A 23,034-nucleotide genomic window follows, 5' to 3' on the forward strand; every position below is an offset into this window, starting at 1 on the left:
CAGTAGCGGCTTTTTTATGTTATTTTTGAGAAGTTGTTACGGACCAATTAAAACCGGCTATTGCTTAAATAAGTTTGTGAAAAAGCTGGCAAATTGTCTTGTAGCGCTGTTTTATGATAGGATAGTCGGGTTGGAAATAGCCTGAAATGAACGGTTAAATTTAGTTTTATTAAATTTAATCTTTAATACGAGATAGGAGTCTTCAAGATGATAGAATTGAAAGCGACTTGTGAATCCTTGACGCAAGCACAAGAGCTACTTGCTTTTGGTGTGGATACGCTGGTCTTTGGCGAGGAAATGTTTGGCTTACGTTTGCCGGCAGATTTTAGTCGAGAAGAGCAGCGGGAACTAGTGGAAGTGATTCATGCTGCTGGAAAAACGGCAGAAGTGGCTGTGAATGGCATCATGCATCCAGAAAAAATGCAACGCTTGCCGGAATACTTAGCTTTTTTGAAAGAAATCGCTGTGGATCGGGTATTAGTTGGTGATCCCGGTATTGTTTATGTTATGAAAAAAAATCCGGAGCTGGCCTTGCCTTTTGTTTATGATGCGGAAACCTTGGTAACCAATGCTCGCCAAATCAATTTTTGGCACAAAAAAGGAGCGGTAGGCGCAGTTTTAGCTCGGGAAGTTCCTTTTGCAGAAATGGTGAAAATGGCTCCACAGTTGGCAATTCCCACTGAAGTGTTGGTATACGGGGCGACTTGTATCCATCAATCAAAACGCCCTTTATTGGAAAATTATTATCGTTTTACGAAGCAAGACGAGGCAGTTACACGGGAACGAGGACTCTTTTTGTCAGATCCGCAAGATGAGAATACCCATTATTCGATTTATGAAGATAGCCATGGGACGCATATTTTTGCTTCCAATGATGTATCTTTGATGGCACAAGTTGGTGAATTAGCAGAGGTAGGTTTTACGACTTGGAAGCTAGATGGTGTCTTGTCTCCCGGGGCTAATTTTGTAAAAATCGCCGGCTGTTTTGATAAAGCTCGCCACTTGTTGGAATCAGGAAACTGGACGGTAGCTGATGGCGCCCAGTTAGTGGCAGAAGTACAACAGTTGCACCCGGCAAATCGCGGCCTAGACACCGGCTTTTATGGGATTGATCCTAAGAAAATTCGCTAGTTGGGTTAGTTATTAAAGGAGACGAAAAAGATGAGCACCACGAAAACAGCTTTGAAACGGCCGGAGGTTTTGGCTCCAGCCGGTACGTTAGAAAAACTAAAAACGGCCATTCATTATGGCGCGGATGCCGTGTATATCGGCGGCAATGCCTATGGGTTACGCAGTCGTGCGGGGAATTTTACTTATGAACAGATGGCAGAAGGGGTGGCCTATGCCCGCGAACATGATGCCAAAGTTTATGTAGCAGCGAATATGGTCACCCACGAAGGCAATCAAGAAGGTGCTGGCGAGTTTTTCCGTAACTTACGAGATGTTGGGATTTCCGCAGTTATCGTATCTGATCCGGCATTGATTGAAATTTGTATCACGGAAGCGCCGGGCTTACCAGTGCATTTGTCTACCCAAGCTTCGGCAACAAACTGGGAGACGTTGGAATTTTGGAAAGAAGAAGGCTTGGAACGGGTGGTATTGGCTCGAGAAGTTTCCATGGCCGAAGTCGCTATGATTCGTGCCCACTCGGACATTGAAATTGAAGCCTTCGTTCATGGGGCCATGTGCATTTCTTATTCTGGCCGTTGCGTGTTATCCAATCATATGTCGATGCGGGACGCAAACCGCGGTGGCTGTTCCCAATCTTGCCGTTGGAAATACGACTTATTTGATATGCCTTTTGGAACTGAAGCCCACCAAAGTTTGGTAGATAAAGGTCAAGTGACGGAACCTTACAGTATGAGTGCAGTGGATATGAGCATGATTCAACACATTCCCGACTTGATCGAAAATGGCGTAAACAGCTTCAAAATCGAGGGACGAATGAAGTCCATCCATTACGTTTCCACAGTGACCAACGTCTACAAAGCCGCTGTTGATAGTTATATGGCAGATCCGGAAAATTGGGTGTGCAAACAAGAATGGATTGATGAACTATGGAAAGTTGCACAACGGGAACTTTCTGATGGCTTCTACTACCACACCCCAACAGATGAAGATCAACTTTTTGGTCCGCGCCGTAAAATTCCTCAATATACTTTTATTGGCGAAGTGCTGGCTTATGATGCCGCCACCAAGATGGCGACTGTACGGCAACGCAATCATTTCTCTGTCGGAGATGAAATCGAGTTTTACGGACCAGGATTTCAACATTTTCATCAATCTGTAACGGTGATGTACAACGAAGATGGCGAGTCCATTGATCGAGCGCCAAATCCCATGATGCTTTTGACCATGCCAGTGGCGCAACCCGTGCATGTGGGAGATATGATCCGGAAAAAGAAGGAAGAACCAAAAAAATAGCCGTAAAAGCTCCCGAGGGATGAACTCGGGAGCTTTTTGGGGTGCTTTTAAGAAAGACTAATTTTTGAGTAGACATAAGACAGTCTAGTGTCAATAACAAAACACTCGTCAATCCCCCAATGAAATTTTCCACTGCTTTTGGTAAAATCTAGGTAATCATTCCTTAGTTGTCGGTAGGAAAAGACTCATCGCCATTTACCTATTTGTCAATCAGGGAGACTAAAGGAGAAGACATGAAAACATACGACTATATCGTGATTGGTGGCGGCTCTGGTGGGATTGCTTCAGCAAATCGCGCGGGTGAGCACGGGGCACGAGTATTATTGATTGAAGGTAAAGCGTTGGGAGGCACGTGTGTCAATGTAGGATGCGTGCCGAAAAAAGTGATGTGGCAAGCTTCAGAAATGTTGACTATGTTGCAGCGAGATACGGCTGGTTATGGCATCACAGCATCTTTGGACAAATTTGATTTTGGCGAACTGGTGCAGCGTCGCGAACACTATATCGATTTTCTTCACGGAGCCTATCAGCGGGGATTGGATCATAATCATGTGGAGGTCCTTCGGGGATTTGCCCATTTTGAATCGGATCATGTAGTTGTCGTCGAAGGACAGCAATACACTGCGCCGCATATTTTGATTGCTACTGGTGGCCGACCTTCCTTGATGTCTGTGCCGGGCGGGGAGATGGCCATTGATTCTGACGGTTTTTTTGCCTTGCAGGAGAAGCCGGAATCCATCATCATCCTTGGAGCTGGCTATATTGCAGCGGAACTAGCGGGTGTCTGTCACGAATTGGGGATCAAAACGAGCTGGGCTTATCGTAAAGAGCGACCACTGCGGACGTTTGATCGGATGCTCAGCGATAACTTGGTAGAATTGTATCGAGAAAGCGGTATGGCTTTGTATCCAGAGTATGTGGCTGAAAAGATTACTAGAGAAGCGGCGGGTTTTTGTGTCAGCTTTGCCAATGGTCAAGAATTACGAGGGGATTTGGTATTGTTTGCTGGTGGGCGGACACCGCGAACGGATAGTTTATGTCTGGAAAACACTGGAGTAAAACGAGATGACAAAGGCTTTATTAAAGTTGATGATTTCCAAAATACTTCGGTAGCGGGGGTTTATGCTGTGGGGGATGTCATCGGCAAGCTTGATTTGACACCAGTCGCGATTGCTGCTGGACGGCGTTTGTCAGAGCGCCTGTTCAACGGGCAAACTCACTTGCGACTAGACTACAACCTGGTTCCTACCGTGATTTTTACTCATCCGGCCATCGCCACTATCGGTATGTCTGAAGAAGAAGCCCTTAAACAATATGGGCCTGAACGCATCAAAGTATACAAGAGTCGGTTTACCCCTATGTATTTTGCCTTAAACGATTATCGCCAACGTTGTGTGATGAAGTTGGTTTGCCTGGATCAAGAAGAACGGATTATCGGTCTTCATGGGATCGGTATCGGTGTGGAGGAAATGTTACAAGGCTTTGCGGTAGCGATTAAGATGGGGGCGACCAAAGCCGATTTTGACAACACGGTAGCCATTCATCCGACGGGTAGTGAGGAATTTGTAACGATGCGCTAAAAAATATCAAAGCCGAAAGCCACGTTGTAGCGGGAATTTCGGCTTTTTGATTTTGAAAAAGAATGTGATTGAACAAATCATTCCACCAACGCGCCATATTTTTTTTAGATATGCTACCATTGTTCTATGACGAAATCAGGGAGGGAACTTCATGAATAACTTTAATTTTCATGTGACAACAGATATCCGTTTTGGGAAGGACCGCTTAGGGGAATTACCGGAAGCCTTGGCTCAATTTGGCAAAAAAGTGTTATTGGTGTACGGTGGCGGCAGTATCAAGAAAAATGGATTGTACGATCGCGTAACTACTTTGCTTTCAGAACAAGGTTTTGATATGTGGGAGCTAGCTGGGGTAGAACCCAATCCTCGAGTACAAACCGTAAAACGTGGCGCTGATTTATGTAAAGAACATGGCATTGACGTCGTCTTACCAATCGGTGGAGGGTCTACGATTGACTGTGGCAAAGCGGTGGCGGCCTTCGCTTTGAGTGGCATGGATGATCCTTGGGAGTTAGTGTTGGGACGCCGGGGTTATACCGGACCGGCTTTGCCAATCGTTACGATCTTGACTTTGGCGGCTACGGGTTCTGAGATGAACGTTGGGGCGGTGATTTCCAATCCAGAAACCAAACAAAAACTCGGTTTCGGCGGTCCATCGATGTTACCAAGTGTTTCTTTTTTAGATCCAACCAATACCTTTTCGGTCAATCACTACCAGACAGCGGCTGGATCGGCAGATATCTTGAGTCATTTGATGGAAAACTATTTTAGCAGAGTTACTGGGGTAGATGTCCAAAATCGTATCACAGAAGGCTTGATGCGGGGGACCATTGCCAATATGCGGATCGCCTTGAAAACACCAGCTGACTACGATGCCCGGGCCAACTTGATGTGGGCCTCCACGTTAGCCCTGAATGGATTGACTGGTGCTGGTAAAGGTGGGGCCTGGTCTTGCCATCCGATGGAACACGAATTAAGTGCCTTTTATGACATCACTCATGGTGTAGGGCTGGCAATTTTGACACCACGTTGGATGGCCCATGTCCTAAACGAAGAGACCGTCTTCCAGTTTGCTACTTATGCCAGAGAGGTGTGGGGTATCACAGAAACTGTACCGGAACTTGCAGCGAAAATGGGCATTCAAAAATTGTATGACTTCTTTAAAGAATGCCAAATTCCGATGACCTTACCAGAGGTGGGAATCAAAGACGAGCGTGATTTTGAGGCCATGGCTCAGCAAGCCATCGACCATAGCAGTATTGCCACGGCAGCCTTTGTACCGTTGCAAAAAGCTGATGTCTTGGCGATTTATCAGGCTTGCATGACAGAAAGCCAATTTGTGTAATTTTGGTTAAAGGCAGCGCTACTCATTCGATAGCCAAAAATAAGAGCCGGGCCGTAGCGGTCTGGCTCTTATTTATGTAAAGGAATTATTGGAAAACAAGCGACATAACATGGCTGCTATGAAAGACAGAAAAATTAGCTGCATAGCAATTGGTGGAATAGAGAAGAATGGTTGACAACGTTGGGTAACCCAGTGTTTTTGGTTGCGATTCTCATTTTCATGGAAAAATCCTAAAGAATACCTTAACTATCAAGCTTTTCATGAAAATTCCAAGGGGTGAGACGTTGACATTTGCGTCTCTCTTCTATATAATAGGTAAATGCAAAAACTATCTGATTGACACAAGGAAGTAGGAACGATCTATTGTCCGTTCCGGCTCCAGCACAGGAAAACAAAAGTTGCAAGACGAAAATTTCGCTTTCACCTTTTGTGTTTTTTTGTGCCCAAAAGCCGCAAAAAATGCTTTTTGTTACACAAACTTAACATATGTAAAAGTTTTGTAACGAAATCCGATAGCCTTTTTGAAAGAAATTTTGAGGGGTGAAGAGCTTGGCTGGACACGTAGTAAAATACGGGAAACACCGCGAACGTAGAAGTTTCGCACGTATCAGTGAAGTACTGGAATTACCGAATCTGATCGAGATTCAAACGGATTCTTACCAATGGTTCTTAGATGAGGGCTTGCGGGAAATGTTTGAAGACATCTTGCCAATCGATGACTTCAATGGCAATTTGTCACTAGAATTTGTAGATTATGAACTAAAAGAACCGAAGTATACGGTGGAAGAAGCACGGGCTCATGATGCCAATTACTCGGCGCCATTACATGTTACTTTGCGTTTGACAAACCGGGAAACTGGCGAAATCAAAGCACAAGAAGTCTTCTTTGGAGATTTCCCACTGATGACCGAACAAGGAACATTCATCATCAACGGGGCAGAACGGGTTATCGTTTCCCAGTTGGTGCGCTCTCCTGGGGTCTACTTCCATGGCAAAGTCGACAAAAATGGGAAAGAGGGCTTTGGCTCAACTGTCATTCCTAACCGGGGTGCCTGGTTGGAAATGGAAACAGATGCCAAAGATATTTCTTATGTACGGATTGACCGTACCCGTAAGATTCCTTTGACTGTTTTGGTGCGGGCGTTGGGCTTTGGTTCCGATGATACGATTTTTGAAATCTTTGGCGAAAGTGAGTCTTTGCGCAACACTATTGAAAAAGACTTGCACAAAAATGCCAGTGATTCTCGTACCGATGAAGGCTTGAAAGACATTTACGAACGACTGCGCCCAGGGGAACCAAAAACGGCTGACAGTTCTCGTAACTTGTTAAATGCCCGGTTCTTTGATCCAAAGCGTTATGACTTAGCTAATGTTGGTCGTTACAAAGTCAATAAAAAACTCGATTTGAAGACGCGCTTGTTGAATCTGACCTTGGCTGAAACCTTGGTGGATCCAGAAACTGGCGAAATCATCTTGGAAAAAGGCACGGTGTTAGGCCACAATGAAATGGACCAATTGGCACCATTTTTGGAAAACGGCTTGAACTCTGTGACTTACTATCCTTCAGAAGACGCAGTAGTCACTGATCCGATGGTGGTCCAAGTGATCAAAGTCTTCTCACCAAAAGATCCTGAACGAGAAATCAATGTAATCGGTAATGGCTATCCCGATGCTACCGTGAAAACGGTCCGTCCGGCTGACATCATCGCTTCCATGAGCTATTTCTTAAACTTGATGGAAAACATCGGTAACGTTGATGATATCGATCACTTAGGGAACCGTCGTATTCGTTCCGTTGGTGAATTGTTGCAAAACCAATTCCGTATCGGCTTGGCTCGGATGGAACGAGTGGTGCGGGAACGGATGTCGATTCAAGACACCGAAACCTTGACCCCACAACAATTGATCAATATTCGTCCGGTAGTGGCAAGCATCAAAGAATTCTTTGGTTCTTCCCAGTTGTCCCAGTTCATGGACCAAACCAATCCACTGGGTGAATTGACCCACAAACGTCGGTTATCTGCCTTAGGGCCTGGTGGTTTGACTCGTGACCGGGCGGGTTATGAAGTTCGAGACGTTCACTATTCCCACTATGGCCGGATGTGTCCGATTGAAACCCCAGAAGGTCCGAACATTGGGCTGATTAACTCCTTGGCGTCTTATGCGAAGGTGAACAAATATGGGTTCATCGAAACACCTTACCGTCGTGTGGATCGGGAACACGGTCGGGTAACAGATACCATTGATTACTTGACAGCTGATATTGAAGACCATTACGTTGTCGCCCAAGCAAATAGCTTGTTGAACGAAGACGGTACTTTTGCCGAAGACGTTGTTATGGCGCGGGCAACTTCTGAAAATATCGAAGTGTCCATCGATAAAGTCGATTACATGGACGTTTCACCAAAACAAGTAGTCGCAGTAGCTACGGCTTGTATTCCTTTCTTGGAAAACGATGACTCCAACCGGGCCTTGATGGGTGCCAACATGCAGCGGCAAGCAGTACCATTGATCAACCCGAAAGCACCATGGGTTGGGACTGGGATGGAATTCAAATCCGCCCATGACTCAGGGGCTGCCTTGTTGTGTAAAAACCCAGGTGTTGTTGAGTATGTCGATGCTTCTGAAGTCCGTGTTCGTCGGGAAGATGGCGCTTTGGATGTCTACTCAGTGACTAAATTCCGTCGTTCAAACTCCGGTACTTCTTACAACCAACGGCCACTTGTGACCTTGGGTGAAAAAGTCGATAAAGGAGATACGTTGGCTGACGGGCCTTCCATGGAACAAGGGGAATTGGCATTGGGTCAAAACGTGCTAGTTGCCTTCATGACTTGGGAAGGGTACAACTATGAAGATGCCATCATCATGAGCCGTCGTTTGGTGAAAGATGATGTCTACACTTCTGTCCATATTGAAGAATATGAATCAGAAGCACGGGATACCAAATTAGGACCTGAAGAAATTACTCGTGAAATCCCGAATGTCGGCGAAGACACTTTGAAAGATTTGGACGAAATGGGGATTATCCGCATTGGTGCCGAAGTTCAAGATGGCGACTTGTTAGTCGGTAAAGTCACTCCAAAAGGGGTTACCGAACTTTCCGCTGAAGAACGTTTGTTGCATGCCATCTTTGGTGAAAAAGCTCGTGAAGTCCGCGATACTTCTTTACGGGTACCTCACGGCGGTGGTGGGATCGTCCACGATGTGAAGATCTTTACTCGTGAAGCAGGGGATGAATTGTCACCGGGTGTAAACATGTTGGTTCGTGTTTATATCGTGCAAAAACGTAAGATTCATGAAGGGGACAAAATGGCCGGCCGTCATGGGAACAAGGGTGTCGTTTCTCGGATCATGCCGGAAGAAGATATGCCGTTCTTGCCAGATGGCACACCAGTGGATATCATGTTGAATCCATTAGGGGTACCTTCGCGGATGAATATCGGACAAGTATTGGAATTGCATTTAGGGATGGCTGCTCGTCAGTTGGGTATCCATGTTGCTACGCCAGTCTTTGATGGGGCCAACGATGATGATGTATGGGCGACTGTCAAAGAAGCAGGAATGGCTTCTGATGCGAAAACGGTCTTGTACGATGGTCGGACTGGGGAACCATTTGATGGTCGGATTTCTGTCGGTGTCATGTATATGATCAAATTGGCCCACATGGTTGATGATAAACTCCATGCCCGTTCAATTGGACCATACTCTCTCGTTACTCAACAACCATTGGGTGGTAAAGCTCAATTTGGTGGACAACGTTTCGGGGAAATGGAAGTTTGGGCCTTGGAAGCATACGGGGCTGCTTATACTTTGCAAGAAATCTTGACTTATAAATCAGATGACGTTGTCGGTCGGGTGAAAACTTACGAAGCCATCGTCAAAGGTGAACCAATTCCAAAACCAGGTGTACCAGAATCCTTCCGAGTATTGGTGAAAGAATTGCAATCTCTTGGGTTAGATATGCGCGTCTTGGATATCGATGACGCAGAGATTGAATTGCGGGATATGGATGACGACGACGATGATTTAATCACTGTCGACGCCCTTGAAAAATTCGCGCAACAACGCCAATCCGCTAAAGAATTAGAAGAAAAAGCTGCAGAAGAAGTCCAAGCTGAAGAGGATGCCTTGTATCAACAAGTCCAAACAGCCGAAGATCGTCAAGAGTCTGACGGTGGCATCGTCGACTAATGTAGCCTAAGCCGCGGGAACTAGCTTTTTCCGCAAGCTTAAAAAGACCCTACCGAAAACCCAATGACCCGCTAGTTGCCACGTTGGTGACGACTAGCGGAGGGCATTGTTTTGGCCGGTCTTTCCGCCGAGAAATGAAATGGAGGGAACCCCTTTTGATCGATGTAAATAAATTCGAAAGTATGCAAATAGGTCTGGCTTCTCCCGAGAAAATCAGAAGCTGGTCATACGGGGAAGTTAAAAAACCTGAGACCATCAACTATCGTACTTTAAAGCCAGAACGTGAAGGCTTATTCGATGAGCGTATTTTCGGCCCTACCAAAGACTGGGAATGTGCTTGTGGTAAATATAAACGGATTCGCTACAAAGGCATCGTCTGCGATCGCTGTGGCGTTGAAGTTACTCGTTCCAAAGTTCGTCGGGAACGGATGGGCCATATCGAATTGGCTGCACCGGTTTCTCATATCTGGTATTTCAAAGGTATCCCATCTCGTATGGGTCTTGTCTTAGATATGAGTCCTCGAGCCTTGGAAGAAGTCATCTACTTTGCGTCTTATGTGGTGATTGAACCAGGAGATACCAATTTAGAGAAAAAACAACTGTTGACCGAACGAGAATACCGGGAAAAACGGGACCAATATGGGCAAGGCTTTAACGCCGCCATGGGTGCCGAAGCCATCAAGCAATTGTTAGATGGGGTGGACTTGGAAGGCGAAGTTGCTGAACTGAAAGAAGAATTGAAAACTGCTTCTGGCCAAAAACGGACCCGTGCGATTCGTCGTTTGGATATCTTAGAAGCTTTCCGCAAATCCGGTAACAAACCAAGCTGGATGGTAATGGATGTCATTCCAGTTATTCCTCCAGATTTGCGTCCAATGGTGCAATTAGAAGGGGGCCGTTTTGCGACTTCTGACTTAAATGACTTGTACCGTCGGGTAATTAACCGGAATAACCGTTTGAAACGTTTGTTGGACTTGAACGCACCAAACATCATCGTCCAAAACGAAAAACGGATGTTGCAAGAAGCGGTCGATGCCTTAATCGATAATGGTCGTCGGGGCCGTCCAGTCACTGGTCCAGGTAACCGTCCATTGAAATCTTTGTCTCACATGTTGAAAGGGAAACAAGGGCGTTTCCGTCAAAACTTGTTGGGTAAACGGGTGGACTACTCTGGCCGTTCAGTAATCGTCGTTGGACCTTTCTTGAAGATGTACCAATGTGGTCTGCCTAAAGAAATGGCTATCGAATTGTTCAAACCTTTCGTAATGAAAGAATTGGTACAACGAGAAATTGCTTCAAATATTAAAAATGCGAAACGTAAAATTGAACGGATGGAAGATGAAGTTTGGGATGTCTTAGAAGACGTCATCAAAGAACACCCAGTCCTTTTGAACCGGGCACCGACACTTCACCGTTTGGGGATCCAAGCCTTTGAACCTGTCTTGGTTGAAGGCCGGGCCATTCGTTTGCATCCATTGGTTTGTGAAGCTTATAATGCCGATTTCGATGGGGACCAAATGGCGGTTCACGTACCATTGAATGAAGAAGCTCAAGCTGAAGCACGGATGTTGATGTTAGCTGCTCAAAACATCTTGAACCCTAAAGATGGCAAACCAGTCGTTACCCCATCTCAAGATATGGTCTTGGGGAACTATTACTTGACCATGGAAGAAGATGGCCGTGAAGGGGAAGGGATGCTCTTCCGGGATATGGATGAAGCAGTGACAGCTTGGCGCAATGGCTATGTGCATTTGCATTCTCGTATCGCTGTCGATCCTAAGAAATTAGGAGACAAGCCATTTACCGAAGAACAACGAAGCAAATTGATGGTGACTACAGTTGGTAAAGTGATCTTTAACTCCATCATGCCACCAGAATTTCCTTACTTGAACGAACCAACTGATTTCAACTTGACCGTCCAAACACCGGACAAGTACTTTGTGGAAGCAGGGACTGATATTCCAGCCTTTATCAAAGAACAAGAATTGGTTGGACCATTCAAGAAGAAAAACTTAGGAAATATCATCGCGGAAGTCTTCAAACGTTTCAAAGTGACCGAAACCTCAATGATGCTTGACCGCATGAAAGACTTAGGGTACAAACACTCGACTCATGCCGGGATTACTGTAGGGATTGCTGATATCATGGTCTTGTCAGAAAAACATGACATCATCGAAGCTGCCCACAAACAAGTAGCAAACATTACTAAACAGTTCCGTCGTGGTTTGATTACGGATGATGAACGGTATGAACGAGTTATCGGCGTGTGGAACGCTGCCAAAGATGAAATCCAACAAAAACTGATGGAATCCTTGGATGCTAAAAACCCAATCTTCATGATGTCTGACTCCGGTGCCCGTGGGAATATCTCCAACTTTACTCAGTTGGCAGGGATGCGTGGGTTGATGGCCGCACCAAATGGCCGTATCATGGAATTGCCAATCATCTCCAATTTCCGTGAAGGTTTGACGGTCTTGGAAATGTTTATCTCCACTCACGGGGCGCGTAAAGGGATGACCGATACCGCCTTGAAGACAGCCGATTCTGGTTACTTGACTCGTCGTTTGGTAGACGTTGCCCAAGACGTAATTATTCGTGAAGAAGACTGTGGTACGGACCGTGGGTTGGAAATTGCTGCGATTAAAGAAGGCAATGAAAACATCGAGTCCTTGGAAGAACGATTGGTTGGGCGTTATACCCACAAATCTGTTATCCATCCAGAAACTGGTGCCGTGATCATCGGTAAAGACCAGTTGATCACTGAAGATTTGGCTAAACAAATCGTCAACGCTGGCATCGAAACTGTTTCTATCCGCTCTGTCTTCACATGTAATACGAAACACGGTGTATGTAAACATTGTTACGGCCGTAACTTGGCTACTGGTAATGAAGTTGAAGTCGGTGAAGCAGTCGGAACCATCGCGGCCCAATCCATCGGCGAACCTGGTACTCAGTTGACCATGCGTACTTTCCATACCGGTGGGGTTGCTGGGGACGATATTACCCAAGGGTTGCCTCGTGTCCAAGAAATCTTTGAAGCTCGGAATCCGAAAGGGCAAGCGGTTATTACCGAAGTAACTGGTGAAGTTATCGATATCTCTGAAGATGCAGCGACTCGTACCAAAGAAGTCACTATCAAAGGGGAAACCGATACGCGGACTTACACCGTCCCTTATACAGCTCGCATGAAAGTGGCTGAAGGAGACTTCATCCACCGGGGTGCACCGTTGACAGAAGGTTCCATCGATCCTAAACAATTGCTACAAGTGCGTGACGTGCTTTCAGTCGAAAACTACTTGCTCCGTGAAGTACAACGTGTTTACCGGATGCAAGGGGTTGAAATCGGCGACAAGCATATCGAAGTAATGGTTCGTCAAATGTTGCGTAAAGTCCGCGTCATGGACCCAGGTGATTCTGACATCTTGCCAGGGACACTTTTGGACATCGCTGACTTCAAAGACCGCAACTACGATACTTTGGTATCCGGTGGCGTGCCAGCAACTTCTCGTCCAGTCTTGTTGGGGATTACCAAGGCCTCTCTGGAAACCAATTCCTTCTTGTCTGCCGCTTCCTTCCAAGAAACGACTCGTGTCTTGACGGATGCAGCGATTCGCGGCAAGAAAGATCCACTTCTTGGTTTGAAAGAAAATGTTATCATCGGGAAGATCATTCCTGCTGGTACCGGTATGGCTCATTACCGCAATATGGAGCCCAAAGAAGTCACTGTCGCTAGCGAAAATGTCTACAGTATCTCAGACATCGAAGCACAAATGGCAGCAGAAGACGCTTTGAACGAACAAAACTAAGACTCAGCATGACAAAAAGCTCGCTCCTCTTAATGAGGGCGAGCTTTTTATGTAGATTGGAAGTTCATTTCACAAAATCCCTCAGCTAAAAGAGATCGTGTGCTTTTGCATTGCCGATTAGCGATCAGTTATGAAATTTTTCGCAAAACGTATCTTTTGACTTTCCACCCAGTGAATCGCAAAATAGTTATTGTAATGGTTCCATACTTTAAAGGAGGTCAAAAGTTTATGACAGTAAAAGTAGGTATCAACGGTTTTGGACGGATTGGTCGTTTGGCTTTTCGTCGTATTCAAGAAGTTTCTGATGATATTGAAGTGGTGGCAATCAATGATTTGACTAGTCCGACGATGTTGGCGCAATTGTTGCAATTTGACTCGACCCACGGAACTTATCCTGGAAAAGTAACTGCTACAGAAGACTCTATTGTCGTCGATGGCGAAGTGACACGGGTTTACGCTGAACCTGATGCACGCAAGATTCCTTGGGTGAAAGAAAATGGCGTGGATATCGTATTGGAATGTACGGGTTTTTACACTTCTGAAGAAAAAGCCCAAGCCCACTTGGATGCTGGCGTAAAACGAGTAGTGATTTCGGCACCAGCTGGGGCTATGAAGACAATCGTTTATAATGTAAATGACGACACATTGGATGCCAATGACAAGATTATCTCTGCTGGTTCTTGTACGACTAACTGTTTAGCACCAATGGCTTATTTCTTAAATAACGAATTTGGGATCGAAGTAGGGACGATGACCACAGTTCACGCATATACTTCGACACAAATGTTATTGGATGGCCCAGTGAAAGGTGGCAATTTGCGGGCAGCCCGCTCTGCAGCAGATAACACCATCCCTCATTCAACCGGTGCCGCTAAAGCAATCGGCTTGGTTATTCCTGAATTGCAAGGGAAACTCCAAGGTCACGCACAACGGGTACCAGTAGTGGATGGCTCTTTGACTGAATTGGTTTCTATTTTGAAGAAAAAAGTAACCGCTGATGAAGTCAACGAAGCAATTAAAAAACACACAGTAGACAATCCATCCTTTGGTTATGATGATCGGGAAATTGTTTCCGGAGATGTTATTGGGACCACACAAGGCTCAATCTTTGACCCAACCCAAACCGAAGTAACTACAGCTGGGGATTTCCAACTGGTGAAAACAGTCGCTTGGTACGACAATGAATACGGCTTTACTTGCCAAATGATTCGTTTACTGGAAAAATTTGCAAACTTATAAGCCCTCTCCTTGTGAAAATCAGAAATGCGCAACTCCTGTGGGAATTGCGCATTTTTGTGTTCTTTAGGTGAGGATAATTCATAGAACGCCTAGATGTTTCTCACAATCCAAACCGAAGAATCAGCCAAAGCCCACTTGCTAGAAAAGGAATAAAGGGTAGCGGTAGTTCTTGGCTACGTGGAAAACGGTGATGTTTTCGCTGCGTTACATAGTAAATCCCAAATGTGGCAAGACCTAAAGAACTCGCGAAAATGAGGAGTAGACAAAATTGTTGCAAATTAAGCCAAGGACTCCAACTAAGGAGCAATAAAAGGTCACCGAAGCCAAACCGTCCTCTCAAAAAAATCATCAGAAAGCTACTGATACCGATACAATACAATACCGTCAACCATTGAACAGCTGCTCCTTGGTGGAAATGCCAGAGCCAAAGCATCAGACTAGCAGGATAGAAGATTTTTGGTTCTAGGATATAGTGACGGATGTCGGCTAGAGCCATCATAAAGGCAGTCAATAACCAAACGAAAGGCAATAGAGTGGTGGAAGTCAAAAACTGGGGAAAGGTGAAGACAAAGAAGCAGCCACTGGCCAGTTCCGCAAAGAAACTCATTTTGGAAAAGGGATGGCGACAGTCTCGGCAACGGAACTTCAACTGTAAGGCGGAGAGTAAAGGAATTAAATCCCGCTTGCGCAAAGGAGTTTGGCAGCTACTACAATGAGAAGCGGGACGCAAGATGGACAATCCTTGGGGCCAACGTTCGGCGACTAACCAAAAAAAAGAACCCAAGATACAACCAATGATGAACAACAGAATTTTTTCTAACATAGGAATACCTCTTTTCAGAGGAAGATACGCGAAAAGCGACTAAAACTGGACAGACAGAAAAAAGTTTCCGATAATAAGAAAAACAGTATAGAAGGAGCCCAACATGAGAAAATATCTATTACCAGTATTCATTGGACTGCTATTTTTGACGGGGTGTGCCAAAGCAATCCCGGCAAAAGAGGCGGCTACGTTGTTTGTGGAGCAGCTGGTTTATCAAAAAGAGGAAACGAAATTCACGGAAAACTTTCAAAATGGCAAAGAACTCACCAAAAACTTTGAAGCAAATGCCGCCCTCTTTCAAGATACCTTTGCCTCAGGATTGGTGGCTGCCGATACCGAAGTCAGTGAAGAGACTGCGGCGGAAATTTCGCAACTATTGATGGAAAAAGTCCGAAGTGCTACGGATTACCAAGTGAAGGTGACAGAAACAGATTCGGTTCGTAACGTCAGCTATGAGATTTACGGTTTGGATATCGTAGCGGTGATGAAACAAACGACTGAGAAAGTAACAGAGGCGATGCTAGCGGATACGAGTCTTGCCAAAGATGAGACAAAACTGCAAAAGCAAACTATCCTTGAGCTGAAGCAAGTCTTGCAAGCTCCTCCCGTGAAGACCGAGCCTGTGACCGTGATGTTGGAAATGAAACCGGTCAAAGGGAAGTGGACCGTTGTTGCAGGTCAACAAGCGGAACAAGAAAAGTTATATCTTGCATTTGTGGCCGGAGTGAAAGACCAAGAGACCTTGACCAATGATTGGCAACAGGCGCAAGATGAGTTGACGAAGGAACTTGCTGAAAAAATGAAATAACGGTGGGTTTTTCGAGAGTAGTAACAAAAGAATAGCTAAATTTTCAGTTAATAATTATTATAAAGTAGCTCTAGACTTACAAATAATTAGTGATAAGCGGATTATTGTACATTTTTGAACTTTCATACTACCATAGATATGTAACCGAGGGAGCTCCGCAAAATAACGGTTCTTCCTTAAAAATATCTTGTAGGGGGATTTGTAATGAAGTACGAAAAAACCAAAGAAGTCTTGAACCAATTAGTAGCCGACCTTAGCCAAATGTCTATGGTCATTCATCAAACACACTGGTACATGCGTGGTGCTGGTTTCTTAACTTTGCACCCATTGATGGATACTTTCATGGATGACGTCAATGATCAATTAGATGAAGTATCTGAACGCTTAATCACATTAGACGGCGCACCTTATTCTACTTTGAAAGAAATGGCTGAAAACACCAAAATTAAAGACGAAAAAGGCAGCTACGACCGTTCAATGGAAGAACGTTTGGCAACATTGGTAGCAAACTACCGCTATTTAGTTGAAGTCTTTGAAAAAGGGATCGAAGTTGCTGGCGAAGAAGAAGACAATGTAACAGAAGACATGTTCATTGACTTCAAAGGCGCTACTGAAAAACGTATTTGGATGATCCAAGCGCACTTGGGCAAAGCACCAGAACTTGGTAAATAATCAGTAAGATTAAAAAAACGGGAGCCCGCGGGTTCCCGTTTTTTCGTACCATTTATTCTTGTTCCAACTGCTCTTTGGCCAATTGAATCTGGTGTTTCACCTGATCAAAGCCGGTGCCCCCTAAGGAATGGCGATTTTTCACTGCATTGAAGGAATCCAGTTTCTCATAAACATCGGCTTCGATAACCGGTGTGATGGCTTGGTATTCTTCTAAAGGGATGTCTTGTAGGTAGCGACCTTTGTGGATACCATCAATCACCAGTTTGCCGACAATTTCGTGGGCTTCGCGGAAAGGAATCCCTTTGCTCGCCAGATAATCCGCCAGTTCGGTAGCGTTGGAGAAGTCTTTTTCGGTAGATTCCAGCATGTGTTCTTGGTGAACAGTCATGGTATGGATCATCCCCGCCATGATATCCAGACTGGTGAGGATCGTCTCAGCGGTGTCAAACATCCCTTCTTTGTCTTCTTGAAAATCTTTGTTGTAGGCGAGAGGCAGGCCTTTCATCACTGTTAGTAGGCCGAAAAGATTGCCGTAAACTCGTCCGGTTTTGCCTCGAATCAACTCCGCCATGTCGGGGTTTTTCTTTTGTGGCATGATGGAGCTGCCAGTGGAAAAAGTATCCGTCAGCTCGACAAACTGAAATTCATGACTACACCACAAAATTAGTTCCTCACAAAAACGCGAAAGGTGCATCATCAAAATGGCACTATTGCTAAGAAACTCCAGAATAAAGTCCCGGTCGCTGACAGCATCTAAACTATTCGTATAGACAGTGGCAAAGCCTAGTTCTTTAGCGGAAAACTCTCGATCGATAGGAAAAGTCGTACCTGCCAAAGCGGCCGCTCCTAAAGGTGAAAGATCGGTACGCTTGATACTCTCAGAAAACCGCTCCTGGTCACGAGTCAGCATGTTGTAGTAAGCCAATAAATGCTGACCAAAGCTAATGGGTTGTGCGTGTTGTAGATGAGTGTAGCCGGGCATCACGGTATAAACATTTGCTTCTGCCTTATCTACCAAGACACTACGAAATGTTTGAATCTTGTCGATGACAGTGTGAAGGGTATCTTTCAAATAGAGGTGCATATCCGTCGCCACTTGGTCATTCCGACTGCGGGCCGTGTGGAGCTTGCCCGCCACCGCGCCGATTTCTTGGTGGAGATAGGTTTCGATATTCATGTGGATATCTTCATTTTCTACAGTAAAGGTTAACTGACCAGCCTCCAATTTGTCCTTAACAGCAAGTAGGCCCGCGGTAATTTGCTCCGCATCTGTTTGCGAGATAATGCCAGTATGGGCCAACATCTTCACATGAGCCAGACTGCCGAAAATATCCTGTTGCGCCATTTTTTGATCGAAGTTGATGGAAGCCCCAAAGGCATCGATCCAACCTTCATTCTTGCCGTCAAAACGGCCACCCCATAATTTTGCCATTCGTTCATCCCCTCGTTGATATATTCTGAGAAAGACCCTTACCTGTTGGCGCTTTCTAACTACTTTAAGTATAGCAAATCCCAGTGGTTATACGGTGATTTTCATAAGTAACAAAGGCATAAGCAGGCAAATCCTGCTTATGCCTTTGCGTATTTCCCCAAGTACGCCTCCCTGTACGCATCATCGGGAAAGTGTATTTTCATCCTCACGTGCGGCTCGCGGTACGCATCATCAGGAAAAACTACCTAAATTATTTCACCAAGTGTTTCTCGTTGACCTTGGCTTGGACTTCGGCATTGACCTTGGTTGGCAAGCCAAATAGTTTGATAAAGCCGATTGCTGCGTGTTGATCAAAAGTATCGGCTGAAGTATATGTCGCTAAGTTTTCGTTGTAGAGGCTATTATCGGATTTCCGACCTTCCACGATGGCATTGCCTTTGAAAAGTTTTACCCGCACCACGCCATTCACGTATTTTTGCGTCGCTTTTAAGAAGGCAATCAACGCATCAGTCAAGGGATTAAACCACAAAGCGTTGTAGATGACATCGCTGAGTTGGTTCTCAATGGTTGGTTTGAAATGTGCCAATTCGGTGACGAAAGTCAAATCTTCTAACTCTTTGTGGGCCTTCATCAAGGTAATTGCCCCTGGACATTCATAAACTTCCCGGGACTTGATCCCGACTAACCGGTTTTCCACGTGATCGATCCGACCGATCCCGTGTTTGCCAGCGGTGATGTTTAGTTCATCGATGATTTCATAAAAACTCATTTCAACGCCGTTTAAAGCCACCGGCACCCCTTGGTCGAAGGTAATTTCCACGATATCAGCTACATCTGGGGTATCTTCCAGTTCGGCGGTGATGGCATAAGCTTCTTTTGGTGGGGCTGCCCATGGATCTTCCAAAATCCCACATTCGCATGCCCGACCCCAGATGTTTTGATCAATGGAATACGGGTTATCCAAATTGGCAGGAATCGGCACCCCTTTTTCCGCGGCATAGGCGATTTCTTCTTCCCGGGACCATTTCCATTCCCGCACCGGTGCGATGACTTTTAGATGGGGGTCAAGGGCGGCAATCGCCACTTCAAAACGTACTTGGTCATTGCCTTTGCCGGTACAGCCGTGAGCCACTGTCGTAGCACCAGCCGCATGAGCCACTTCCACAAGCTTTTTGGCAATCAAAGGACGAGAGAGGGCAGAAACTAAGGGGTAAGACTGTTCGTAAAAAGTATGGCCTTGCAAGGCAATCAGCGCATAGTCGTTGGCAAACTCTTCTTTGCAATCCAATGCGTAAGATTCAATCGCACCCACCTGAAGTGCTTTGTCTTTGATGAACTGCATATCCCGACCTTCCCCGATATCCAGGCAGCAAGCCACCACATCAAACCCTTCATCGACTAACCATTTGATGGCAACAGAAGTATCCAAACCTCCGGAATAGGCTAAAACTACTTTTTCTTTCATATTTATACACCCTCGCTTTTCGTCAATTTCAATTAACTGAGGCTATCTTAACAAATATTCATACAAGATGCAAGATAAAAATAAATAAATATACATAAAATGTTAAAAATAGCTGGGAATATACAGATATCCCTCATTATTCATTGCTTTTTTATTTTGGGTTTCTTTAGAAAGATCTCGTCATGATAAAAATAAAGTATCGAAAAAGGAGGGTGTGGGGATGAAAAAACTGGATACCTTTAAAGAACGCCGAGATTTCCGCCGGTGGTTAGAAGAGTATGGCACTAAAACTGAGGTAGTTTGGCTTTGTTTTGGCAAAAAAGGGGGCCCGACTACCTTGACTGCCAAGGAAGCACTAGAAGAAGCCCTGTGTTTTGGTTGGATTGATGGGTAGATGAAGAAAATCGATGTCAGATCTTATCAGAAATATTTCGCCCAGTGTCGTCCAAACAGTAAATGGTCCGCGAAAAACAAAGCTTTGGCGGAGAAACTGCAAGCTAGTGGTCAAATGACAAAGCCAGGCCAAGCAAAAATCGCCGAGACCCAAGCCAATGGGCAATGGCAACAAGCGAAACCACCGACAGCCGTCACCTCAGAACAGGTGGCAGAACTGGCTGCACGCCTACAAGTCAGCACTCGTGCTTATGAAAATTTTACAAACCTATCCCCTTCTGTCCAAAAGACCTACACCCGCGCGTATTTCGATGCTAAGACCCCCGCCGGTCGCCCAAAACGTCTGGCTTGGCCCATGGATCGAGTAGAACGCAATCTACCACCGATGTAGCGTTCTTCTATATAGTAGAAAAACGTTGCGCAATCAAAAAGTGTGCCTGAATATTTTGTCCAGATATCGGTAAAACTTGGAGATAATCGTTGACTTTGCTTGATATAGAAGGTATTATGTTAAATGGTATTGTTTACCCCACAAGAGCCCCGGAAACTCACGTGATTGTAAACATTCGAAATCGAAATTGGAGGAAAAAATCTTGCGTACAACATATATGGCCAAAGCTGGCGAAGTAGAACGTAAATGGTATGTCGTTGACGCGACAGATGTGCCTATGGGTCGTCTGTCTGCAGTTGTAGCATCTGTCTTGCGCGGTAAAAACAAACCTACATTCACCCCTCATGTGGATACTGGTGACTTTGTAATCGTAATTAATGCAGATAAAGTGAAATTGACTGGTAACAAAGCAAGTGACAAGATTTACTACCGTCACTCAAACTTCCCTGGCGGATTGAAACAAGTTTCTGCTGGCGAATTGCGTGCTAAAAATTCTCGTCGTCTGATCGAAACTTCTGTAAAAGGCATGCTTCCTAAAAATACTTTGGGCCGCGCTCAAGGCATGAAGTTGCATGTATACGGTGGCGCTGAACATCCACATGCTGCTCAAAAACCAGAAGTTTTGGACATCACAAACTTAATCTAATAGGAGGGAATTTCATTGGCACAAGCACAATATATCGGCACTGGCCGTCGTAAAAATGCAGTTGCTCGCGTACGTTTGGTACCGGGTACTGGTAAAATCACTGTTAACAACAAAGATGTGACTGAATACATCCCACACGCTGACTTGCGTGAAGTTATCAACCAACCATTCGGCGTTACTGAAACCAAAGGCGCTTACGATGTCTTCGTAAACGTAAACGGTGGTGGCTACGCAGGACAATCCGGCGCTATCCGTCATGGTATCGCGCGCGCATTGTTAGAAGTTGATCCTGACTTCCGTTTGGCTTTGAAACGTGCTGGCTTGCTTACTCGTGACGCCCGCATGGTTGAACGTAAAAAACCAGGTCTTAAAAAAGCACGTAAAGCTTCTCAATTCTCAAAACGTTAATCAATTCCTTATTGTATCAACGTTTACAAGAATTTTTTGGTTCAAGTTGGTTCAAATTATAAATTTGACAAAGAATTTAAGAGGTTTAAAGCATCAGCATCTTGCTGGTGCTTTTTTTCTGGCATCAGTTCAAGATAATAGTTCTGTGTTGTTTGAATATTGATATGACCTAAGCGTTTTGATACATAGGCAATATCAATATCTTGTGAAAATAGAAAAGAAGCATGGGTATCTCTTAGGCCGTGGAAGGTAGTTTTTGGAATATCTAGTTTTTTCAGTAATCTGGCGAGCTTAACAGATTGTTGAAAGCCGTCAGGATCAAAAAAATATCCATTATCCTTAATCGGGACAGATTTTAGAATATTGTAGACTTCTTGGTTAATGGAAATATCTCGTCTTGAATTTTTGGTTTTTAACGAAGTATCTTCAGAAGTTGGACTAAGAGAACGTCTGACATGGACACCATATTCAAAGAGGTCTTCGGGACGCATACCTAAAAGTTCTCCGCGTCTCATACCAGTTTCTAAGGCAAGGAGTACAAGAATGTAAAATTCATTTTCTTGATGATTAATGACATAAGTACGTAGTTTCTTTAATTCGGTAATGGAAAGCGCACGGTTTCTCTTATCCAAAACTTTCCCTCGTGTTTTGACTAAATTTGCAAAATCGGTAGCAAGATAGCCACGAGCATAAGCATCACGTAATGCTGGTTTGATTTTCAATAGTACTTCATGAGTGGTTTTACGAGAATGAGTCTCCGCATACTTATCTATTTTTCGTTGTACTACAATATCGTTCAAATCCTTTAACTGTATATCACCAAATAATTTCTTCACCACTTGAGAAGTCCTTTGATAATTTTGAAAAGTCGTTTCTTTTACATCGTTTTTCTTTATGATATGAATCCAGTTTTCAAAGAAGTCAGCAAATGTTGTTGTACGCTCTGCTAATTGTTTTCCATTTCCTTTCTCCAATTCATTTTCCAAAGCCCAACGAGTTGCTTCCTTTTTAGAGCTAAATGATTTTGTCAATTTCTTATGTTGACCATGGTTATAAAGTGAAATTTGAGCTCTATATGAGTTACCACGTTTAATTATACTAGGCATTTATAACAAATCCTTTCACTGAAAGATGGTTGATAAATGCTAGTTGAATACACCGCCATTCTACATGGCGAAAAGCATCTAATCAACCATCCTACGATATTTTAGCTAGATAGAGTGCGTCTTAATAAAACTGATAAGAGAAGTGACAGTGTATCGCTCTTGTCTTCCTATCATAAAACGCTCTAACTCATCGTTTGCGCGAACGAATTTATCAAAAGATTTTGGATCAATCCCTAAAAACTGAGAAGCTTGTTCTCTAGTAAGTAGATAGGGCAATTCATAAGTAGTTATTGTATTTTTCATAG

Annotated in this window: 18 protein-coding genes; 13 read left to right on the plus strand and 5 right to left on the minus strand. The window is 44.6% G+C overall.

Going from position 1 to position 23,034, the window contains the following annotated elements; all coding sequences use genetic code 11:
• Positions 1-207: 207 nt before the first annotated feature.
• The 7 genes from ACO03U_RS05785 to gap all read left to right on the plus strand — a co-directional run bounded on the left by ACO03U_RS05785 (position 208) and on the right by gap (position 14,585).
• Positions 208-1,131 (plus strand): peptidase U32 family protein, encoded by a 924-nt coding sequence (locus ACO03U_RS05785; RefSeq protein ID WP_204686182.1) that lies wholly within the window; start codon positions 208-210, stop codon positions 1,129-1,131.
• Between the two features lie 30 nt (positions 1,132-1,161).
• Positions 1,162-2,424, plus strand: coding sequence for a peptidase U32 family protein (locus ACO03U_RS05790; RefSeq protein WP_161868961.1), 1,263 nt, complete (start codon positions 1,162-1,164; stop codon positions 2,422-2,424).
• A 233-nt stretch (positions 2,425-2,657) separates the two neighbouring features.
• Complete coding sequence (gor, locus tag ACO03U_RS05795) at positions 2,658-4,004, plus strand: glutathione-disulfide reductase (RefSeq protein ID WP_204686174.1); 1,347 nt, start codon at positions 2,658-2,660, stop codon at positions 4,002-4,004.
• A 151-nt stretch (positions 4,005-4,155) separates the two neighbouring features.
• Positions 4,156-5,349: an iron-containing alcohol dehydrogenase gene (locus ACO03U_RS05800; RefSeq protein ID WP_204686172.1), complete on the plus strand. Its 1,194-nt coding sequence runs from the start codon at positions 4,156-4,158 to the stop codon at positions 5,347-5,349.
• A 549-nt stretch (positions 5,350-5,898) separates the two neighbouring features.
• A complete protein-coding gene (gene rpoB, locus ACO03U_RS05805; protein WP_204686170.1) occupies positions 5,899-9,540 on the plus strand; it encodes a DNA-directed RNA polymerase subunit beta in 3,642 nt (1,213 codons plus the stop codon).
• 155 nt (positions 9,541-9,695) lie between these two features.
• Positions 9,696-13,346 (plus strand): DNA-directed RNA polymerase subunit beta', encoded by a 3,651-nt coding sequence (gene rpoC, locus ACO03U_RS05810; RefSeq protein WP_333558754.1) that lies wholly within the window; start codon positions 9,696-9,698, stop codon positions 13,344-13,346.
• Between the two features lie 228 nt (positions 13,347-13,574).
• On the plus strand, positions 13,575-14,585 hold the full coding sequence (gap, locus tag ACO03U_RS05815) for a type I glyceraldehyde-3-phosphate dehydrogenase (RefSeq protein ID WP_161868956.1): 1,011 nt from the start codon (positions 13,575-13,577) through the stop codon (positions 14,583-14,585).
• Between the two features lie 100 nt (positions 14,586-14,685).
• Here gap and ACO03U_RS05820 read toward each other — a convergent pair whose 3' ends face one another.
• A complete protein-coding gene (locus tag ACO03U_RS05820) occupies positions 14,686-15,408 on the minus strand; it encodes a prepilin peptidase (RefSeq protein WP_161868955.1) in 723 nt (240 codons plus the stop codon).
• A gap of 103 nt (positions 15,409-15,511) precedes the next feature.
• Between ACO03U_RS05820 and ACO03U_RS05825 the strand changes: the two genes are divergently transcribed.
• On the plus strand, positions 15,512-16,216 hold the full coding sequence (locus ACO03U_RS05825; protein ID WP_204686168.1) for a DUF5105 domain-containing protein: 705 nt from the start codon (positions 15,512-15,514) through the stop codon (positions 16,214-16,216).
• 204 nt (positions 16,217-16,420) lie between these two features.
• Complete coding sequence (locus ACO03U_RS05830; protein ID WP_161868953.1) at positions 16,421-16,888, plus strand: Dps family protein; 468 nt, start codon at positions 16,421-16,423, stop codon at positions 16,886-16,888.
• A gap of 52 nt (positions 16,889-16,940) precedes the next feature.
• Here the strand turns inward: ACO03U_RS05830 and argH are convergent, their stop codons facing one another.
• The gene (gene argH, locus ACO03U_RS05835; RefSeq protein WP_204686166.1) at positions 16,941-18,320 is read right to left on the minus strand and encodes an argininosuccinate lyase; all 1,380 of its coding nucleotides are present in this window, start codon (positions 18,318-18,320) and stop codon (positions 16,941-16,943) included.
• Between the two features lie 250 nt (positions 18,321-18,570).
• Positions 18,571-19,785 carry an argininosuccinate synthase gene (locus tag ACO03U_RS05840; RefSeq protein ID WP_204686164.1) on the minus strand — a complete coding sequence of 405 codons (1,215 nt, stop codon included), beginning with the start codon at positions 19,783-19,785 and terminating at the stop codon, positions 18,571-18,573.
• 220 nt (positions 19,786-20,005) lie between these two features.
• On the opposite strand from ACO03U_RS05840, the gene ACO03U_RS05845 reads away from it, so the two are divergent.
• The 4 genes from ACO03U_RS05845 to rpsI all read left to right on the plus strand — a co-directional run bounded on the left by ACO03U_RS05845 (position 20,006) and on the right by rpsI (position 21,623).
• Positions 20,006-20,179 (plus strand): YdeI/OmpD-associated family protein, encoded by a 174-nt coding sequence (locus tag ACO03U_RS05845; RefSeq protein WP_423104416.1) that lies wholly within the window; start codon positions 20,006-20,008, stop codon positions 20,177-20,179.
• On the plus strand, positions 20,180-20,569 hold the full coding sequence (locus tag ACO03U_RS05850; RefSeq protein WP_423104417.1) for a YdeI/OmpD-associated family protein: 390 nt from the start codon (positions 20,180-20,182) through the stop codon (positions 20,567-20,569).
• A gap of 199 nt (positions 20,570-20,768) precedes the next feature.
• Positions 20,769-21,215 (plus strand): 50S ribosomal protein L13, encoded by a 447-nt coding sequence (gene rplM / locus ACO03U_RS05855; RefSeq protein ID WP_333558755.1) that lies wholly within the window; start codon positions 20,769-20,771, stop codon positions 21,213-21,215.
• Between the two features lie 15 nt (positions 21,216-21,230).
• The gene (rpsI, locus tag ACO03U_RS05860) at positions 21,231-21,623 is read left to right on the plus strand and encodes a 30S ribosomal protein S9 (protein ID WP_161868949.1); all 393 of its coding nucleotides are present in this window, start codon (positions 21,231-21,233) and stop codon (positions 21,621-21,623) included.
• A gap of 56 nt (positions 21,624-21,679) precedes the next feature.
• On the opposite strand, the gene ACO03U_RS05865 is transcribed toward rpsI, so the two are convergent.
• Together ACO03U_RS05865 and ACO03U_RS05870 are read right to left on the minus strand one after the other, a co-directional pair.
• Positions 21,680-22,729, minus strand: a complete 1,050-nt coding sequence (locus ACO03U_RS05865; protein ID WP_204686162.1) for a tyrosine-type recombinase/integrase — start codon at positions 22,727-22,729, stop codon at positions 21,680-21,682.
• Between the two features lie 105 nt (positions 22,730-22,834).
• Positions 22,835-23,032 (minus strand): hypothetical protein, encoded by a 198-nt coding sequence (locus tag ACO03U_RS05870; RefSeq protein ID WP_002403995.1) that lies wholly within the window; start codon positions 23,030-23,032, stop codon positions 22,835-22,837.
• Positions 23,033-23,034: the final 2 nt, after the last annotated feature.

It is taken from the genome of Enterococcus diestrammenae, from assembly GCF_049384045.1.
GTDB lineage: Bacteria > Bacillota > Bacilli > Lactobacillales > Enterococcaceae > Enterococcus_C > Enterococcus_C diestrammenae.

Excerpts from the sequence above, each read along its gene's own strand:
- ACO03U_RS05785 (WP_204686182.1), top strand. The coding sequence starts at position 208 with ATGATAGAATTGAAAGCGACTTGTGAATCCTTGACGCAAGCACAAGAG.
- ACO03U_RS05790 (WP_161868961.1), top strand. The coding sequence starts at position 1,162 with ATGAGCACCACGAAAACAGCTTTGAAACGGCCGGAGGTTTTGGCTCCA.
- gor (WP_204686174.1), top strand. The coding sequence starts at position 2,658 with ATGAAAACATACGACTATATCGTGATTGGTGGCGGCTCTGGTGGGATT.
- ACO03U_RS05800 (WP_204686172.1), top strand. The coding sequence starts at position 4,156 with ATGAATAACTTTAATTTTCATGTGACAACAGATATCCGTTTTGGGAAG.
- gap (WP_161868956.1), top strand. The coding sequence starts at position 13,575 with ATGACAGTAAAAGTAGGTATCAACGGTTTTGGACGGATTGGTCGTTTG.
- ACO03U_RS05820 (WP_161868955.1), bottom strand. The coding sequence starts at position 15,408 with ATGTTAGAAAAAATTCTGTTGTTCATCATTGGTTGTATCTTGGGTTCT.
- ACO03U_RS05825 (WP_204686168.1), top strand. The coding sequence starts at position 15,512 with ATGAGAAAATATCTATTACCAGTATTCATTGGACTGCTATTTTTGACG.
- ACO03U_RS05830 (WP_161868953.1), top strand. The coding sequence starts at position 16,421 with ATGAAGTACGAAAAAACCAAAGAAGTCTTGAACCAATTAGTAGCCGAC.
- argH (WP_204686166.1), bottom strand. The coding sequence starts at position 18,320 with ATGGCAAAATTATGGGGTGGCCGTTTTGACGGCAAGAATGAAGGTTGG.
- ACO03U_RS05840 (WP_204686164.1), bottom strand. The coding sequence starts at position 19,785 with ATGAAAGAAAAAGTAGTTTTAGCCTATTCCGGAGGTTTGGATACTTCT.
- ACO03U_RS05845 (WP_423104416.1), top strand. The coding sequence starts at position 20,006 with ATGAAAAAACTGGATACCTTTAAAGAACGCCGAGATTTCCGCCGGTGG.
- ACO03U_RS05850 (WP_423104417.1), top strand. The coding sequence starts at position 20,180 with ATGAAGAAAATCGATGTCAGATCTTATCAGAAATATTTCGCCCAGTGT.
- ACO03U_RS05865 (WP_204686162.1), bottom strand. The coding sequence starts at position 22,729 with ATGCCTAGTATAATTAAACGTGGTAACTCATATAGAGCTCAAATTTCA.
- ACO03U_RS05870 (WP_002403995.1), bottom strand. The coding sequence starts at position 23,032 with ATGAAAAATACAATAACTACTTATGAATTGCCCTATCTACTTACTAGA.